Origin of the sequence: Cellulomonas algicola (genome assembly GCF_019024305.1) — a bacterium.
Classification (GTDB): domain Bacteria; phylum Actinomycetota; class Actinomycetes; order Actinomycetales; family Cellulomonadaceae; genus Cellulomonas; species Cellulomonas algicola.
On record NZ_JAHKSJ010000017.1, the window covers coordinates 191,191 to 207,799 of the forward strand.

Consider the following 16,609-nt stretch of genomic DNA (forward strand, 5'->3'; position numbering starts at 1 on the left):
GATGGCAGGCTGTGGGCCGTGGACCTCGACGCCTTCCAGGTGGCCCGCGACGAGTCGTGGCAGCGCCTCGACGCGCTCGCGCGCAAGCGGCGCCGCACGGGTGCCGAGTCGGACGAGCTCGTCCGGCTGTACCAGTCGGCCGCGACCGACCTGTCCGTCATCCGTTCGGCCGCGCCCGACCCGGACGCCGTGAGCCGGCTCTCGCAGGTCGTCGCGCGCGCCCGCTCCGCGATCGTCGGTGCGCACGAGCCGAGCTGGCGCGACGTCGCGGTGTTCGTGGGGGAGTCGCTGCCCGCAGCGCTGTACCGGATCCGCTGGTGGACCGTGGGCGTGATGATCGGGTTCCTGGGCCTCGCGATCGCCGCCGGGTGGTGGGTCGCGACGCAGCCCGAGGCGCTCGCGGCGATGGGCACGCCCGCCGAGCGGCAGCAGTACGTCGACCACGCGTTCGCCGAGTACTACGACCCCGGCGCGGGGTTCGCCGCGATGGTGTGGACCAACAACGCGTGGATCACAGCGGTGTGCGTCGCGTCCGGCATCACGGGCGTCATCCCCGTCTGGCTGCTGATCCAGAACGCCGTGAGCGTCGGCGCGGTCGGCGGGATGATGGGCGCGCACGGCGAGCTCGCGCTGTTCCTCCAGCTCATCGCGCCGCACGGCCTGCTCGAGCTGACGGCGGTGTTCGTCGCGGGCGGTGCCGGGCTGCGGATCTTCTGGACGTTGATCGACCCGGGTCCGCGCACGCGTGGGCGCGCGCTCGCGGAGGAAGGGCGCGCGCTGTTCACGGTCGCGCTCGGCCTCGTCGGGGTGCTGGCCGTGTCCGGTGTGGTCGAGGGCTTCGTCACGGGTTCGGGCATGGCCTGGTGGCTGAAGATCGTCGTCGGCGTGGTCGTGCTCGCCGCGTTCTGGGCCTACACGCTCGTGCTCGGCGGCCGTGCGGTCCGGGCGGGTGCGACGGGCGACCTCGACCCCGACCGCGCGGGCTACGCGGTGCCGGTCGCCGGCTGATCCCGCACAACGCCGGTCAGCGCTCCACCACCGTCGCGCGGTGCCCGCACGCCGTCGACGCCGCACCCTGTCGCCGCCGCACCGTCGCGAGCGGCGTGGGTCAGCGCACCACCACGTCGTGCCCGACGGCGTCGTCGGCGAAGAACGTCACGAAGCGCTCCGCCTCCGCCACGACGTCCCGCCGGGCGCGCGCCCCGAGGTCGCCGAACGGCTCGACGACGAGCGTCGCGCGCTCCCGGCGCCGTCGCGCGCCCGCCTCGTCCACGCGCACGCGCTCGACGCGCCAGGTCGCCGCCACCACGCCGTCGACGAGCACCGTGCCGGGCACGACGCCGTTCGGGCTCTGCAGCGCGCGGCGGTGCTCGTCGGCCACGACGCGTGTGCGGTCCGCGTGGCTCAGGAGGACGTTGTCGAGGTCGGGCAGGAAGCGCACCGGGGCGGGGACGTCCGCGGGCGGGCGCGGCGCGTCGGGCAGGTCGAGCACCTCGCGCGGGCGCACCTTGCCGGGGGACGGCTCGGCGGTGAACCGGACCACGCGGTCGCCCAGGCGTGCGACGACCGCGGCCAGGCCGGCGAGCCCCGACCAGGCCTGGACGTCGGTGACGCTCGCGGGGCCGAACGCGGCGAGGTACCGCAGGACGAGGCGCTCCTGCTCGACCGCCAGGACGTCGGGGTCGGACAGGTCGGGGGCAGCCGCGACGGCGTCCGCGCCGAACCACGCGGTCGTCGTCGTCCACGTCGTCGCACCCGACCGGCCCCACACGCCGCGCGGCGGGACCTGGACGAGCGGGAGCGTGCCGCGCGCCGCGTGGGCGAGCGACCCGGGCGGGACGTGCGGCCAGCGCTCCGCGAGCAGCTTCCCGAGGGTCGTGCTCACGCGCGGCTCCGCCTCGACGAGCTCGCGGGCGAACGCCGTCACCTCCGCCAGGTCGACGGAGCGCAGCGGCGCCGCGTGCAGCGTGTTGACCTCGAGGTCGCGCGCGTACAGCGGGGCGACCAGGCCGGGCAGCAGCAGGGCGTCCGCCGCGTCGACCAGGTGGATCGTGCCGCGCATGACCGCGATCCGCGCGAGCCGCCGGTCGAGCAGCGCGTCGCCCAGGTCCGCGTGCGTGAACCCCTCGACCCGGCTCCACAGGCCGACGTACGGGGACCACGCGTTCTGCGCCTGCAGGCCGACCAGGTGCCCGACGACGTCCACGGCCGATGCGTCCGTCCGATCGAGCAGGTGCTGACGTGCGAGCAGCGCCCGGTTGAGCGCGCGACGGTCCATGAGGGGCGGCTCGGCCATGCCGGGACGCTATCGAACGGCACCCACGACGGGCGCGGTCGGCCGGCCGTCCGCGCGAGGGTGGACGGATGCCGTCGACGCGGCTCGCGGGCGGGTCAGAGCCGGCCGGCCGCCTTGAGCGCCAGGTAGGTGTCCGCGAGGCGCGGGGCGAGGTCCTCGGGCAGCGCGTCGACCACCTCGACGCCCCGCCGGCGCAGCCGGACCGCGACCGCCGAGCGCTCGAGGTCGGCACGCTCGGCCGCCGCGGCGTCGAACACCGCGCGCGCGTCGGTGCGGGCCGTGCGGATCGCGTCTGTCTCGGGGTCCGCGACGGACGCGAGCACGACCTGGTGCCGCGACGTCAGCTGCTGCGCGACACCCAGGAGCCCGCGCTCGACCGCCGACGCGTCGAGCGCCGTGAGCAGCACGACGAGAGCCCGCTGGCTGAGCCGCTCGCGCACCTGCGTCACGACGCCCGGCCAGTCCGTCTCGACGAGCTGCGAGGACGTCGTCGCGAGCGCGTCCGCGAGCGCGGGCATGAGCCGCGGGCCCGCCGTCCCGGCGACACGCGCGCGCACGCGCCGGTCGAACGCGAGCAGCTCGACCCGGTCGCCCGCGTGCGTCGCGAGCGCGCCCAGCAGCAGCGCCGCCTCGATCGACGCGTCGAGACGCGGCGCGTCCTCGACACGGACCGCCGACGTGCGACCCGTGTCGAGCACGATCAGCACCCGGCGGTCACGCTCGGGGCGCCACGTGCGCACCACGACGTCCGCGCGGCGCGCGCTCGCACGCCAGTCGATCGCCCGCACGTCGTCGCCGATCACGTACTCGCGCAGCGAGTCGAACTCCGTACCGGGTCCGCGCACCTGCACCGCGGCGCGCCCGTCCATCTCCCGCAGACGCGCGAGCCGGCTCGGCAGGTGCCGCCGCGAGGCGAACTCCGGCAGGACGCGCAGCCGCCCCGGGACGGTGAGCGACGCCTGCCGCCCCGCGAGCCCCAACGGTCCCGCCGAGCGGATCGTCACGCGGTCGGCGACTGCGTCGCCGCGACGCGTCGGGTGCAGCACCGTGCGCACACGCGCGCCGTCGCCCGCCGCGACGGCCACGGTGTGCCGGTCGCGCTCCGCGGACGCCGACGGCGGCCACGCGTCGCGCACGAGCCCGCGCAGTCGCCGGTTGCCGACGTTGGTGAGCGTGAGCGTCGACGTCGCGGGCTCGGTCAGCCGCACCGACGGGGGCAGGTCCCGCTGCACCGCGACCTGGCGCGGCGACGCCGCGAGTGACGCGTCGAGGACGCACAGCGCGACGCAGACCAGCGCCCAGACCAGCACCGTCCCGGTCGACGGCAGCAGCAGCACGAGGGGCACGCCGACGGCCGCGAGGACGACCGCGCGCCAGGTGAGCGTCATGCGGCTGTCAGCGGGGGACGGGCACGGACGCGAGCACCGTGTCGAGCACGCTCTCCGTGCTGACGCCCTCGAGCTCGGCCTCCGCACGCAGCTGCACGCGGTGGCGCAGCGTGGGGTGCGCGAGCGCCTTCACGTCGTCGGGCGTCACGTAGCTGCGGCCCGACAGCCACGCCCACGCGCGGGCCGTCGCGAGCAGCGCGGTGGCACCACGGGGCGAGACGCCGAGCGCGAGCGACGGCGACCGGCGCGTCGCCCGGCACACGTCGACCACGTAGCCCAGCACCTCACGCGCCACCTGCACGCGCGCGACCTCCGCGCGGGCCGCGGCGAGCAGCGCGGTGTCCGCGACGGGCCGGACCCCGGCGGCCGTGAGGTCGCGCGGGTCGAACCCGCCCGCGTGGCGGACCAGGACCTCGACCTCGTCCTCGCGCTCGGGCAGCGGCAGCGTCAGCTTGAGCAGGAACCGGTCGAGCTGCGCCTCGGGCAGCGGGTAGGTGCCCTCGTACTCGACGGGGTTCTGCGTCGCGATGACGAGGAACGGGTCCGGCAGCGGCCGCGGGGTGCCGTCGACCGACACCTGCCGCTCCTCCATCGCCTCGAGCAGCGACGCCTGAGTCTTCGGGGGCGTGCGGTTGATCTCGTCCGCGAGCAGCAGGTTCGTGAAGACCGGGCCCTCGCGGAACGAGAACTCGGCCGTGCGCGCGTCGTACACGAGCGAGCCCGTGACGTCGCCCGGCATGAGGTCGGGCGTGAACTGCACGCGCTTCGTCGACAGGTCGAGCGCCGCCGACAGCGAGCGGACGAGCAGCGTCTTCGCGACGCCTGGGACGCCCTCGAGCAGCACGTGGCCGCGGCACAGCAGCGCGATCACGAGGCCGCTGACCGCGGCGTCCTGCCCGACGACGGCCTTGGCGACCTCGAGCCGGACGTCGGCGAGCGCCGATCGCAGCGCGACGCTGGGGGCGGGCGGCGCGGCCGGTGCGGGGGGCGCGGGCGGCGAGGCCGGTGCCGGAGCCGGAGCGGGAGCGGGAGCCGACGACGGCGCGGGGACGGGAGCAGGCGCCGGCTCAGCCTTGGTCCAGCTCGGCGGCCCGTCCTGGGCTGCGGAGGCGGCCGGACCGGCGTGCGCGCCCGGAGCCGTGTCCGCGGCCGGCGCAGGCGGCGCGACGTGCGCGGACGGTGCGGCATGCGCGGGAGGCGCGGCGTGCGCCGCCCCGGGCGCCGGAGGCGTCCCGTACGCCGGGGGAGCCGTCGGCGCGGGAGACGGCTCGTACGCCGGCGGACCGGCGTGCGTCGGAGGCACCGGCGGGGCGGTGGGCGGCGCCGCCTGCCCGGCGGGGGGCGGCGCCGGGGCGTGCGGGGCCGCGTCGGGGCCGCCCGCGGGGGTCGGCGGGTGCGGCGGCTGCGGTGCGCCGGTCGTCTCGTCGGTCACGGTCGGTGAACCTCGCTTTCCAGGTGGTCCAGCGTCTGCGCGAGCCGCGCCAGGCCGGTGTCGTCGTGCGGTGGTGGTCCGTAGAGCAGCGCCTCGACGGTCGCCGCGGGGCGACCGGTCGCCCGGGCGACGGCGTCGACGAGCGCGTGGGGCTCGGCCGAGCGGGGCAGCCCGAGCCGGGCGGCGCACCGTGCGGCGGTCCCCGCGCGCAGCGCGGCGGCGGCGTGGCCGTACGAGCGTGACCTGCGGTAGAGGCGTCCGCGCCCGCGGGTGGTCTCCGCCGCCGGGACGACGACGGGCAGCGGCTCGGGCACGATGCGGCCGAGCCGCCGTCCGCGCCAGACCGCCGCGACGAGCACCACGACGAGCAGCTGCAGGCCGAGCACGGGGACCCACGGCGGCAGGATGTCTCCCGTGCCCGGGCCGCTCGCCTCGCCCATGGTCTCGAAGGCCGACGGCAGGTACCAGACGAGCCGCTCGTGCCGTCCGAGCGCGCGCAGGACGAGCGCGGCGTTGCCCTCCTCGGCGAGGAGCGCGTTCGTGAGGATGCGCCCGTCGGAGAGCGCGGTGACGCGCCGCTCGCCGTCGACCACGGCGTACGCGCCGACGGTCGGGTCGTCGGCTGCGGGGAAGCACACGACCGCGTCGTCGCTCAGGGCCTGGAGGCCGGGCGCCGCGGTGATCGTGCCGGCCGCGATCGCGTCGGGGTCGTCGCACGCGGCGGTCAGGTCGCCGTCGGGCCAGTAGCCGGCGTCCCCCGAGACGCCGTCGGTCGCCGACTCGAGCAGCCACGGCGAGTCGACGACCACGAGGTCGGCCTCCGTCCCGACGACCGCGTCCACCGCGGCCTGGTCGAGCAGGAGGTCACCGTTGACGACGAGCAGCGTCGAGCCCGCGCGCGCCTGCGCGACGGCGTCGCCGAGCCGCGTCACGTACCGGATCTCGACGCCCTGCCGCTGCAGGATCTGCGCGGCGGCGCGCGCCCCGCTGGGCGCGGGGTTGTCGGGCGCGAAGGGGTCCGTCGAGGTGCGGGGCGTCGGCAGCGCGGCGAGCAGCCCGACGAGCACGAGCAGGCCCACGATCGCCAGGGGGAGCCGCCAGCGGCGCCAGCGCCCGGTGGCGCGCGAACGGGCGGTCGTCCCGTCGCCCAGGACGGCGGCCGGGGCGCTCACGACGGCACCACGAGCCGGTCGCCGGCCGCGGGGGCCGCGGTCGTCGGGCGGGTGGCGCGGACGCGTCGGTCGAGCTCGCGCAGCCGGCGGTCGTCGTCCGCGTCCGCGCGCACGTCGCCGTACGCGACGTCGTCGAACAGGTCGCCGGCCGTCCGGAGGTCGGCGACCAGCCCGGGCAGGCGCTGCGCCGCGGCCGAGACGGCCTCGTGCGCGGTGCGGCCCGGCCGCTCGTCGAGGACAGTCCGCTCCTCGAGCCCGCGGACCACGGCCCGGAACCGCTCGAGGACCGCGAGGTGCCAGTCACCGGCGGCCGCGGCGGCGTCCGCGGCGGCGCGCAGCTGCTCGGCGGTCCGCCGGTCGTCGACGGAGAGCACGACGGCGCCCGTCCGGGCGCGCGTCCTCGAGCGCCGCACGGGGCCGACGAACCACAGGACGCCGAGCACGAGCGCCACGCCCGCGACGACGGCGACCGTCAGCGCGACGCCGTCGGGCAGCCCGAGCGACGGCACCGAGTCCAGCTGCTCCCGCAGCCACTCCAGGACACGCTGCAGGAGCGACGGCTGCCGGTGGTACTCGGGCCGGGCGAGCTCGTCGCGGGCCCACTCGCGGGCCGTCTCGGCGTCCGGCTGGACGGGGACGTCGCGCAGGAGCGCGGCGACGACGGACAGCGCGGTCATCCGGCCTGGGCGGCTCGTGCGAGCTCGAGGTCGAGCCCCTCGCGGCGCATGCGGACGTCGATGTAGAGCAGCGCGTAGATCGCCGCGGTGAACGCGGTCGTGAGCGTGTAGGCGATGACGTTGCCGATGCCCGTCAGGACGATCGAGACGAACGACGTGCCGGTCGGGTCCTGCGTGACGAGCGTCCCGACGAGCTCGAACGGGAACATCACGAAGTAGCTCGCGACGCTCACCATGATCTGGACGAGCACGTAGTACCCGAGCAGACGCCAGAAGCTGCCGCGCGTGAGCCGCCAGGCACGCGCGACGGTCGACCAGAAGCCCTTGCCCTCGAGCATGAGCGCCGCGGGCGCGAGCAGCGTGCGGATCGTGAACCAGATGCCGGCGACGACGAGCCCCAGCCAGCCGAGGATCCCGACGGCCACCGCGAGCCCGGTCTGGTCGGCTGCGGCGAGGCCGATCACGGCGCCGACGAGGAGCGCGGCGACCAGCAGCACCGCGGCGCCCGCCAGGAGCGTGAACCCGACGACCCACCACACGCGCCCCGAGCGCAGGACCTCGCCGATGGTGATGGTGCGCCCCAGCACGGAGCGGCTGACGGACACGATGAGCAGGCCCGTGAGGACCGTCGTGGCGAGCCAGATGATCGGCGCGGTCAGGAGCGTGCCGACGGCCCATCCCAGCATCGCGTCGAGGCCGCTGGCGCCGGACGGGTCGAGCTCGAGCAGCGCGTCGCTGATCGCACCCGCGACGAGGCCCTGCACGTACCACGTGAGGATCGTCGACAGGACGACCGCGGCACCGACGACGAGCGCGGACAGCCCGAACATGACGCGCGGGTTGGCCCGGATCGCCTTGAACGCGCCGTCGAGCACCTCGCCGAGGCCGAGCGGCCGCAGCGGCACGATGCCCGGCTGGAGGGCGGGCGGCTTCCACGCGGAGCCCGGCGGGGGCGGGGGCGGCACGGGGGCGCCCCAGCCGCCCTGGCTCGCGCCCCACTGCGCCGGTGGTGCGGGGGGTGCGGGCGGGCCGGACGGGGGGACACCGGGGCCGGGGCTCGGCTGACCGCCGCCCGGTGCGGCCCACGCCGGCGGGCGGGGCGCGTCGTCCTGCGGGCTCGTCATGCGGAGCGCTGCCTCCTCGGGCTGGTGTGCGGCTCGAGGGATGGCCCCCGGGCGACGCCCATCGTGCCACGTCGCCGTTCGCCGCCGGTGGAGGTGCGGGTGATCTGTGGGCCGTCCGGGGGGACCCGTCCTGGATCGACAGGTGGCGGTGCCACAATGTGGCGCATGAAGGGACGTGTGCTGGTGGTCGACGACGACACCGCGCTCGCCGAGATGATCGGCATCGTGCTGCGCTCCGAGGGTTTCGAGCCCGTCTTCTGCGAGGACGGGGACGAGGCGCTCGGGACGTTCCGGGCGACCCAGCCCGATCTCGTGCTGCTCGACCTCATGCTGCCCGGACGCGACGGCAACGAGGTGTGCCGCCAGATCCGCGCCGAGTCGGGCGTGCCGATCGTGATGCTCACGGCGAAGAGCGACACGGTCGACGTCGTTCTGGGCCTCGAGTCCGGCGCCGACGACTACATCTCGAAGCCGTTCAAGCCCAAGGAGCTCGTGGCGCGCGTGCGCGCGCGTCTGCGGCGCAGCGACGAGCCGGCCCCCGAGCACCTGTCGATCGGCGACGTCACGATCGACGTGCCCGGTCACCGCGTCGCGCGCGCGGGCCGCCCGATCTCGCTGACGCCGCTCGAGTTCGACCTGCTCGTCGCGCTCGCGCGCAAGCCGTGGCAGGTGTTCACGCGCGAGGTCCTGCTCGAGAAGGTGTGGGGCTACCGGCACGCGGCGGACACGCGCCTCGTGAACGTGCACGTCCAGCGGCTGCGCTCGAAGATCGAGAACGACCCGGAGCAGCCGGAGATCGTCGTGACCGTCCGCGGGGTCGGGTACAAGGCGGGCGTGACGCCCACGTGACGTCGGGCGGGGCTGCGCCGTGCCGCGCGTGAACAGCGTCTGGCGCCTGACGAGGGCCCGGACGCTGCGACGGGTGCGCGCCTGGCCCCGGGCGTGGCGCGGGTCCCTGCAGTTCCGCGTCATCGCCTCCACGCTCGTCATCGGTCTCGTCGCGCTCGCGTGCGTGGGCCTCTACGTCGGCGAGCGCATGCGCGACGGCCTGTTCGACGCGCGCCGCGACCAGGTGCTCGACGAGAGCGCCCGGAGCACCCAGCAGGCGCAGGACACGTTCGCCTCGTCCAACGCGACGCTCGGCCCGGACGTGCGGCGGCTGCTGCGCGACGTCGCGCAGTCGCAGCGGACCGGCACGTCCGGCGAGCGCGAGGTCTTCCTCCTGCGCGCGCCGGGGCAGACGTCGCCCGTGACCGGCGGTGCGGCCGCCTCCGACGGGTCCCTGATCGACGTCGTGAGCGACGACCTGCAGCTCGCCGTCGCGGAGGGTGGGCAGCACTGGCAGTCGGTCGGCGTCGAGACGGACGACGGACGCGTCGAGCCCGCGATCGTCGTCGGCCAGGAGGTCCAGGTCCCCGTCGTGGGCCGCTACCAGCTGTTCTTCCTCTACAGCCTCCAGGCGGAGCAGGACCGGCTCGACTTCCTGCAGCGCACGCTCGCGCTCGCGGGCGTGGTGCTCGTGCTGCTGCTCGGCTCGATGACGTGGCTCGTCACGCGGCAGACCGTGCACCCCGTGCGCCGGGCCGCGCTCGTCGCGGAGCGACTCGCCGACGGGCACCTGTCCGAGCGCCTGCCGGAACGCGGCGAGGACGAGATGGCGACGCTCGCGCACTCGTTCAACGAGATGGCCGAGAGCCTCCAGGACCAGATCCACCGCATGGAGGAGCTGTCCGCCGTGCAGCGGCGGTTCGTGTCCGACGTGTCGCACGAGCTCCGCACGCCGCTCACGACGATCCGCATGGCGGGCGAGGTGCTGCACGCGGCGCGTGACGACTTCGACCCCGCGACGAAGCGCTCGGCCGAGCTCCTCCAGACGCAGCTCGACCGGTTCGAGGACCTGCTGGCCGACCTGCTCGAGATCAGCCGGTTCGACGCGGGCGCCGCCGTGCTCGACGTCGAGGGCCGCGACGTGCGCGACGTCGTAGTGCGTGCGGTCGACCTGGCCGGCCCGCTCGCCGAGCGGCGCGGCTCGTGGCTGCGCGTCGTCGTCCCGGAGGACCGGTGCGTCGCCGACATCGACCCCCGCCGCGTCGAGCGGATCCTGCGCAACCTCCTGGTCAACGCGATCGAGCACGCCGAGGGCACCCAGGTCGAGGTCACGGTCGCGGGCGACGCGCACGCGGTCGCCGTGACCGTCCGCGACCACGGCGTCGGCATGACGGCCGACGAGGCCGAGCACGTCTTCGACCGGTTCTGGCGCGCCGACCCGGCACGCGCCCGCACGACGGGCGGGACGGGCCTGGGACTGGCGATCTCGCTCGAGGACGCGCACCTGCACGGCGGCTGGCTCGAGGCCTGGGGACGGCCCGCGCGCGGCGCGTCGTTCCGGCTCACGCTGCCGCGGCGCGCCGGGATCCGGCTCGCGTCGTCCCCGCTGCCGCTCGTGCCGGACGACTCCGTCGCGCCGGACCCGGTGCTCGACGCCGCCTCGCGCCCGCGCACCGACCCGGCGGCGCTGCCGGACCTCGACGGGCCGGTCGGCACCGCGACGTCGCCGACGGGCATCCGCGCGGTGTCCGTGCACGTCGCACCCGCCGACCCCGACCGCGAGGGGGCCGCGCGATGAGGGGCGCCCTGCGTCGTCGCGTGGCCGCCGCGGCCGCGGCTGCCGTGACGCTGGTCCTCGGGGCGTGCACCGCGATCCCGACGTCCGGACCCGTGCAGCAGGGTGGGGACGGGCGCGTCGACGAGCCGTCGAACATCGACGTCCTCGCGGAGGGGCCGCGACCCGACGCCGCGCCGCTCGAGATCGTCGAGAGCTTCCTGGTCGCGGGCTCGGCGGGGTTCCGGGACGACTTCGTCGTCGCGCGCCAGTACCTCGCGGGCGAGGCGCGCGCGGAGTGGCAGCCGCTCGCGGGCGTCGTCGTGTCCGGTGCGCTCGAGTTCGGCGACCTGGGCGACGGCCAGGTGCAGGTCGACGTGCCGGTCGTCGCACGCGTCGACCGGGAGGGCCGGTACGCCGAGGCGCCCGCGGGCGCGGAGTCGTCGGTGACCTTCGGGCTCGTGCAGGACGACGAGGGTCAGTGGCGCATCTCGGAGGCGCCCGACGGGCTCGTCGTGCCGACGGACGACTTCGAGGTGTTCTTCCGCCAGACGTCGATCTACTTCCTCTCGCCCGACGAGACGTTCCTCGTCCCCGAGCAGCGCTGGCTGCCGGTCAAGAGCCGCGAGACGTCGGTCGTGAGCGCGCTGCTCGCCGGTCCGTCGCCGTGGCTGCGCGACGCGGTGCACACCGCGCTGCCCGACGGCGTCCAGCTCAAGCCCGAGGCGGTGAGCGTCGACGCGGAGGGTGTCGCGCACGTGGGGCTGTTCACGACGCGGACGGCCGAGCTGCTCGACGCCGACCGGCCGCTGCTGCTCGCGCAGATCGAGCAGTCGCTCCTCGCGCTGCCCGGTGTGTCGTCCGTCGACGTGACCGCGGGGGGCGTGAGCCTCGACGGTGCGGCGTCGCTGCGCTCGGGCGAGGGGCCCGCGGTCGCACCCGAGGTGCTGCTCGACGGTGCCCTCGTGCAGGTGGGGACCGACGGTCCCGCACCGGTCGACGGCCTCGGACCGCTCACGGTGCCGGACCCGAGCGCCCCCGCGCGCGACGAGGGCGGCACCGTCCGCGTCGTGCTGTCCGACGGGCGCTCGCTCGTGACCGTACCGACCGAGGACGACCCAGGGACGACGCTCTACACCGGGAGCGCGCTGTCGGCGCCGTCGGTGGACCGTCACGGCTACGCGTGGACGACCGACGTCGGCGCCGGGATCGTCGCGGTGCTCGCGTCCCGGGCGACGGGCGAGGCCCCGGCGCAGGCCGTGCAGGTCGCGGCTCCCGCGCTCGAGGGGCGGACCGTGCGCTCGGTGCGGGTGTCGCGCGACGGGGTGCGCGTCGCGCTCGTGTCGACGGGCGACGACGGCGTCGCGGTGCACCTGGGCGCCGTCACCCGCGACCGGCACGGCGTCCCGCAGGCGATCGGCGAGGTCGTGCGCGTCGGCACGCCGCTGACCGCGGCGTCGTCGGTCGTGTGGTTCGACGAGGCGACGCTCGGGGTCCTCGCGACCGAGGGCGGCGAGAGCGTCGTGCACGTCGTGCCGCTCGCGGGGGAGACGACGACGCTGCCGCGCGCGTCCGGGCTGGTGTCGCTCGCGGGAGGTCGGACGCCGTACGCGGCGACGGCGGACGGCACGCTGCTGCGGCTCGTCGGCACGACCTGGGTGCGCGTCCCCGACGTCGCGGGCGTGCGCGACCCGTCCCTCCCGGGCTGACGCCCGTGCCGAGCCGTCCACAGCCCCCGAGCCGACGGACGTCCTCCACCGCGCGCAGACGGGGCGCCCGCCGGTCCGTCCGCGTCCGGTGTGCTGTCCCCGTGCCCGCGACACCGGTGCGCTCGACGCGTCCGCCGCCCCTCCCGTCCGCCGCCCTCCGGCCGCCGACCCGTCCCGTCGCGACTGCCCCGCGGCGACCGGGCCCGTGCGGCGCACCGGGGCCGACGGGTCGCACGCTCCGTCGCCACGCGGCCCGGGTCTCGCAGGAGCTCGCGGCGCTGGTGCTCCCCGTCGCCTGCGCCGGGTGCGGTGCGGTCGACGTCGCCTGGTGTGCCGCGTGCCGGACCGCGCTCGCGGGTCCGCCCTGGCGGTGCGAGCAGCGCGCCGGACGTCTGGACCCGCTCGACGGCCGCCCGCTGCTACCCGTCTGGACGCTCGCGGACAACGTCGGACCGGTGCGGCACGCGGTCGTGGCGTGGAAGGACGGCGGGCGCCTCGACCTCACGCGCCCGCTCGCCGCGGACGTCGCCCGGGCCGCGCGGTCCGTCGCACCCCACGTCCCTCGGTCGCGCCCCGGACCGCTCGTGGTCGCCGCGGTGCCCTCCACCGCAGGGGCGTGCCGGCGACGCGGCGGATGGCTCGTGGACGACCTCGCGCGCGCCGCGGTCAGGGGTCTGGGAGAGGCGGGCGTCGTCGCCTGCCGCGCTCCCGTGCTGCGCCGCCGGGGCGGGCAGGACCAGGCAGGGCTCGGGGCGCGGGCCCGGGCGCGCAACCTCGTGGGCCAGGTGCGCGTCGCGCGCGGCGGCGGCCGCGTGCTGGGCGGACGCGACGTGCTGCTGGTCGACGACGTGCTCACCACGGGGGCGAGCGTCGCGGCCTCGGCGGCGGCCGTGCGGGCGGCGGGCGGGTTCGTCGTCGCGTGCCTGACCGTGGCGTCCACCCCGGCACCGGGCGCGAGAGGTGCCCGCGGGTGACCGGTTCGCGCGGCTCGTCCGGTTCGTCGTCCGCCGGTCGGGCGGCGATTGGTCCCACCCCCGGGACCGGGGTTAGCGTGGGTGCCTGAGCCGACGGCGCAGCGGAGCCCCCGACCTCGAAGCAGTCGAGGTCGACCCGCAGCGCGGGAGGAGGTGACGCCGCCCGACTGTCCCCCGGGGCAGACCAGAAGCATGTCGCCGGGTGGCGCGAGCCGCCCCAGACCTCCCAGGAGGCTCACATGGAGATCGTGGTTGCAGGCCGGCACACCGAGGTGCTCCCGAAGTACCGGGCACACCTCGAGCAGAAGCTCGCGAAGGTCGAGCAGCTGGCCCCCCGCGCACAGCGGATCGACGTCCTCGTGTCGCACGAGGCCAACCCTCGTCAGTCGGGCAGCTGTGAGCGCGTCGAGCTCACCGTCGTCGACAAGGGTCCCGTCATCCGTGCCGAGGCGTGCGCAGACGACCGGTACGCGGCACTGGACCTGGCGCTCGGGAAGCTCCTCGAACGCCTGCGCCGCACACGCGACCGTCGCAAGGACCACCGCAACCACACTCCGCTGACCCCCGTCGACGTGCGTCCCCTCGAGCAGGTCCCCGAGCCCGCCGAGGCACCCGCCCCCGTCGACGGCGCCGTGGAGACGACGCTCGGCGACTCGCCGGTCGTCATCCGCGAGAAGGTCCACGAGGCGCTGCCCATGACGGTCGACGACGCGCTCTACGAGATGGAGCTCGTCGGTCACGACTTCTACCTCTTCATCGACGCCGAGACCGCGCAGCCGGCCGTCGCCTACCGTCGCCGCGGCTGGAGCTACGGCGTCATCAAGCTCGACACCGCCGTGCGCACCGACGCCCCCGCGTCCGCCGTCGTCGGCGGCTGACCCCGCGTCCCACGACGCCCGGCTCTCCCCGTGAGGGCCGGGCGTCGTCGCGTGCCGGGCGGGTCACGGGCCGCGTGGGTGGTCACCGCCATGATGGGACGGTGCCTCCCGCCGGCCTCCCCGCCCCCACCGAGTCGCTGTCGCTCTCGCAGGCGCGCCGTGTCGCGCTGCGCGCCCAGGGGCTCGACGTCCCGCGCCCGGAGCGGACCGGTCCCGCGACGATGCGGCACCTCCAGCAGGTCGTCGACCGTCTCGGCCTCCTGCAGATCGACTCGGTGAACGTGCTGGCCCGGGCCCACCTCATGCCGACGTTCTCGCGCGTCGGCCCGTACGACCCGGCGCTGCTGGACCGCGCATCGGGTCGCGCGCCGCGCCGGCTCGTCGAGGCGTGGGCCCACCAGGCGTCGTACGTCCCGCCGGAGACGTTCCGGCTGCTCGGCTGGCGCCAGCGCACGTACGCGACCGAGGCGTGGGGGTCGATCGCGCAGGTGCCGCTGCAGCACGCGCCGGCCCTCACGGAGATCCGCACGCTGCTCGCGTCGTCCGGCCCGCTCACCGCGAGCGAGGTCCAGGTGCACTTCGAGGCCGACCACCCGACGTCGCGGGACGAGTGGGGCTGGAACTGGTCGGTCGCGAAGCGCGTGCTCGAGTTCCTGTTCTTCACCGGCGAGGTCACGTCGGCGGGGCGCAACGCGGCGTTCGAGCGCCGCTACGACCTCGCGGACCGCGTCCTGCCGCCCGACGTCCTCGCACAGCCCGAGCCGGACGACGCGGCCGCGGTGCGCGCGCTCGTCGAGATCTCCGCGCGCGCGCACGGCATCGGCACGCTCGGCTGCCTGGCCGACTACTTCCGCATCTCGCAGCGCCTCGCGGCGACCGCCGCCGCCGAGCTCGTCGAGGACGGGGTCCTCGTGCCCGTGCGCGTCGCCGGGTGGGAGGCGCGCCCCGTCTTCCGCCACCGTGACGCGACCCTCCCGCGCTCGGCCCGTGGCGCGGCGCTGCTCAGCCCGTTCGACCCGCTCGTCTTCGAGCGTCGTCGCCTCGAGGAGCTGTACGGGCTGCGGTACCGCATCGAGATCTACGTGCCCGAGCCCAAGCGCGTGTGGGGCTACTACGTGCTCCCGTTCCTGATGGGCGAGCAGCTGCCCGCGCTCGTGGACCTCAAGGCGGACCGCGCCGCACGTGCGCTGCGGGTCGTCGCCGCGCACGCCAGCCCGGGCACCGAGCGGCTGCCGGCCGGCACGGTCGACGCGCTCGCGGCCGAGCTGCGCCTCGTCGCGACCTGGCTCGGCCTCGACGACGTCGTCGTCGGCGCAGCCGACGGCACCCTCCGGGGCGACCTCGCGGCGCCGCTGCGGCACGCCACGGCCGACGCCGCGTGATGCGCCGGGCCGACTTCGCGCTCGTCGCGCTCGCGGGGCTGCTGTGGGGGACGGGCGGTCTCGCCGGGGCGGCCGCGGGGGAGAGCGGCCATCTTCCGTCGGTCGCCGTCGCGGCGTACCGGCTGCTCGGCGGAGGGCTCGTGCTGCTCGTCGGGGCCGCGTTGCTGGGCGCGTTCCGCGGCGTGCGGGTCAGCCGCGCGCTCGTCGGGCACGTCGCGGCCACCGCGGTGCTCGCCGCGACGTACCAGGCGGCCTACTTCGCGGCGGTCGAGCGCGCGGGGGTCGCGACGTCGACGCTCGTGGCCCTGGGCGGGGCGCCGGTGCTCGTCGCGGTGGGCACCGCGGTCGCGACGCGTCGCCCGCCATCCCGGACCACGGTGCTCGCGACGGTCCTCGCGCTCACCGGGCTGCTCGCCCTCGTCGGCACGAGCGGCGGCACCGGACGCGCACCGCTCGCGGGCGTGCTGCTCGCGCTGGTGTCCGCCGCGTCGTTCGCCGCGATGACGGGGCTCGGCCGCCGCGTCGTCCCGCAGGCCGGACCGCTCCCGACCACCGCGCTCGCGTTCACGCTCGGCGGAATCCTGCTCGCGGCGGTCGCGCCCGTTCTCGGCGACCCCGTCGGTGCGCCCGACTCGGCGACCGGCTGGTGGCTGCTCGCGTTCCTCGCCATCGTGCCCACCGCGACCGCGTACGGCGCGTATTTCACCGGGCTGCGCACCGTGCCGGCCACCACCGCGAGCCTCCTCGCGCTGCTCGAGCCGCTGACCGCCACGGTCGGTGCGGTCCTGCTCCTCGACGAGCGGCTCGGGCTCGGCGGTGCCGTCGGTGCCGTGCTCCTGGCGAGCGCGGTCGTCGTCCTTCGGCCCCGGACCTCGACCGGGCCGACTAGCATGGTCGGGCCCGGCCACGCGGCCGGTCAGCCAGCCGCTCCGACGCCGCGCGTGCCAGGGGCGAGAACACGTCGGGAGTAGTGCG

General features: G+C 76.4%; 13 protein-coding genes and 1 pseudogene. 8 read left to right on the top strand and 6 right to left on the bottom strand.

Annotation, left to right across the window (positions count from 1 at the left end):
• Positions 1-18 precede the first annotated feature (18 nt).
• Positions 19-1,008: a stage II sporulation protein M gene (locus tag KOV94_RS14225; RefSeq protein WP_124343634.1), complete on the top strand. Its 990-nt coding sequence runs from the start codon at positions 19-21 to the stop codon at positions 1,006-1,008.
• 100 nt (positions 1,009-1,108) lie between these two features.
• Here KOV94_RS14225 and KOV94_RS14230 read toward each other — a convergent pair whose 3' ends face one another.
• The 6 genes and pseudogenes from KOV94_RS14230 to KOV94_RS14255 all read right to left on the bottom strand — a co-directional run bounded on the left by KOV94_RS14230 (position 1,109) and on the right by KOV94_RS14255 (position 8,089).
• Positions 1,109-2,296, bottom strand: coding sequence for a winged helix DNA-binding domain-containing protein (locus tag KOV94_RS14230; RefSeq protein ID WP_218052399.1), 1,188 nt, complete (start codon positions 2,294-2,296; stop codon positions 1,109-1,111).
• A 95-nt stretch (positions 2,297-2,391) separates the two neighbouring features.
• A complete protein-coding gene (locus tag KOV94_RS14235) occupies positions 2,392-3,684 on the bottom strand; it encodes a DUF58 domain-containing protein (RefSeq protein WP_124343632.1) in 1,293 nt (430 codons plus the stop codon).
• A gap of 7 nt (positions 3,685-3,691) precedes the next feature.
• A pseudogene (locus KOV94_RS14240) lies at positions 3,692-4,702 on the bottom strand (AAA family ATPase); the annotation flags it as partial.
• Between the two features lie 410 nt (positions 4,703-5,112).
• Positions 5,113-6,288, bottom strand: a complete 1,176-nt coding sequence (locus KOV94_RS14245; RefSeq protein WP_218052400.1) for a DUF4350 domain-containing protein — start codon at positions 6,286-6,288, stop codon at positions 5,113-5,115.
• The gene (locus tag KOV94_RS14250; RefSeq protein ID WP_124344192.1) at positions 6,285-6,965 is read right to left on the bottom strand and encodes a DUF4129 domain-containing protein; all 681 of its coding nucleotides are present in this window, start codon (positions 6,963-6,965) and stop codon (positions 6,285-6,287) included. The genes KOV94_RS14245 and KOV94_RS14250 overlap by 4 nt, the downstream gene beginning before the upstream one ends.
• On the bottom strand, positions 6,962-8,089 hold the full coding sequence (locus KOV94_RS14255) for a DUF7847 domain-containing protein (protein ID WP_218052401.1): 1,128 nt from the start codon (positions 8,087-8,089) through the stop codon (positions 6,962-6,964). Before KOV94_RS14255 ends, KOV94_RS14250 begins: the two co-directional genes overlap by 4 nt.
• 165 nt (positions 8,090-8,254) lie before the next feature.
• On the opposite strand from KOV94_RS14255, the gene mtrA reads away from it, so the two are divergent.
• The 7 genes from mtrA to KOV94_RS14290 all read left to right on the top strand — a co-directional run bounded on the left by mtrA (position 8,255) and on the right by KOV94_RS14290 (position 16,605).
• Complete coding sequence (mtrA, locus tag KOV94_RS14260; RefSeq protein ID WP_124343279.1) at positions 8,255-8,938, top strand: MtrAB system response regulator MtrA; 684 nt, start codon at positions 8,255-8,257, stop codon at positions 8,936-8,938.
• 73 nt (positions 8,939-9,011) lie between these two features.
• Positions 9,012-10,715, top strand: coding sequence for an MtrAB system histidine kinase MtrB (gene mtrB / locus KOV94_RS14265; protein WP_235843470.1), 1,704 nt, complete (start codon positions 9,012-9,014; stop codon positions 10,713-10,715).
• Entirely contained in the window at positions 10,712-12,400 is a 1,689-nt protein-coding gene (locus KOV94_RS14270) for an LpqB family beta-propeller domain-containing protein (protein WP_218052402.1), read from the top strand. The genes mtrB and KOV94_RS14270 overlap by 4 nt, the downstream gene beginning before the upstream one ends.
• 281 nt (positions 12,401-12,681) lie before the next feature.
• Positions 12,682-13,374: a ComF family protein gene (locus KOV94_RS14275; RefSeq protein WP_308160562.1), complete on the top strand. Its 693-nt coding sequence runs from the start codon at positions 12,682-12,684 to the stop codon at positions 13,372-13,374.
• A 239-nt stretch (positions 13,375-13,613) separates the two neighbouring features.
• The gene (gene hpf, locus KOV94_RS14280; RefSeq protein WP_124343283.1) at positions 13,614-14,252 is read left to right on the top strand and encodes a ribosome hibernation-promoting factor, HPF/YfiA family; all 639 of its coding nucleotides are present in this window, start codon (positions 13,614-13,616) and stop codon (positions 14,250-14,252) included.
• A 101-nt stretch (positions 14,253-14,353) separates the two neighbouring features.
• Positions 14,354-15,634 carry a winged helix-turn-helix domain-containing protein gene (locus KOV94_RS14285; protein ID WP_218052403.1) on the top strand — a complete coding sequence of 427 codons (1,281 nt, stop codon included), beginning with the start codon at positions 14,354-14,356 and terminating at the stop codon, positions 15,632-15,634.
• Entirely contained in the window at positions 15,634-16,605 is a 972-nt protein-coding gene (locus tag KOV94_RS14290; RefSeq protein WP_225916729.1) for a DMT family transporter, read from the top strand. The genes KOV94_RS14285 and KOV94_RS14290 overlap by 1 nt, the downstream gene beginning before the upstream one ends.
• Positions 16,606-16,609 lie beyond the last annotated feature (4 nt).

Bases quoted from the DNA above. Each gene is read 5' to 3' on its own strand.
- KOV94_RS14230 (WP_218052399.1), bottom strand. From the start codon at position 2,296: ATGGCCGAGCCGCCCCTCATGGACCGTCGCGCGCTCAACCGGGCGCTG.
- KOV94_RS14235 (WP_124343632.1), bottom strand. From the start codon at position 3,684: ATGACGCTCACCTGGCGCGCGGTCGTCCTCGCGGCCGTCGGCGTGCCC.
- KOV94_RS14250 (WP_124344192.1), bottom strand. From the start codon at position 6,965: ATGACCGCGCTGTCCGTCGTCGCCGCGCTCCTGCGCGACGTCCCCGTC.
- KOV94_RS14255 (WP_218052401.1), bottom strand. From the start codon at position 8,089: ATGACGAGCCCGCAGGACGACGCGCCCCGCCCGCCGGCGTGGGCCGCA.
- mtrA (WP_124343279.1), top strand. From the start codon at position 8,255: ATGAAGGGACGTGTGCTGGTGGTCGACGACGACACCGCGCTCGCCGAG.
- KOV94_RS14270 (WP_218052402.1), top strand. From the start codon at position 10,712: ATGAGGGGCGCCCTGCGTCGTCGCGTGGCCGCCGCGGCCGCGGCTGCC.
- hpf (WP_124343283.1), top strand. From the start codon at position 13,614: ATGGAGATCGTGGTTGCAGGCCGGCACACCGAGGTGCTCCCGAAGTAC.
- KOV94_RS14290 (WP_225916729.1), top strand. From the start codon at position 15,634: ATGCGCCGGGCCGACTTCGCGCTCGTCGCGCTCGCGGGGCTGCTGTGG.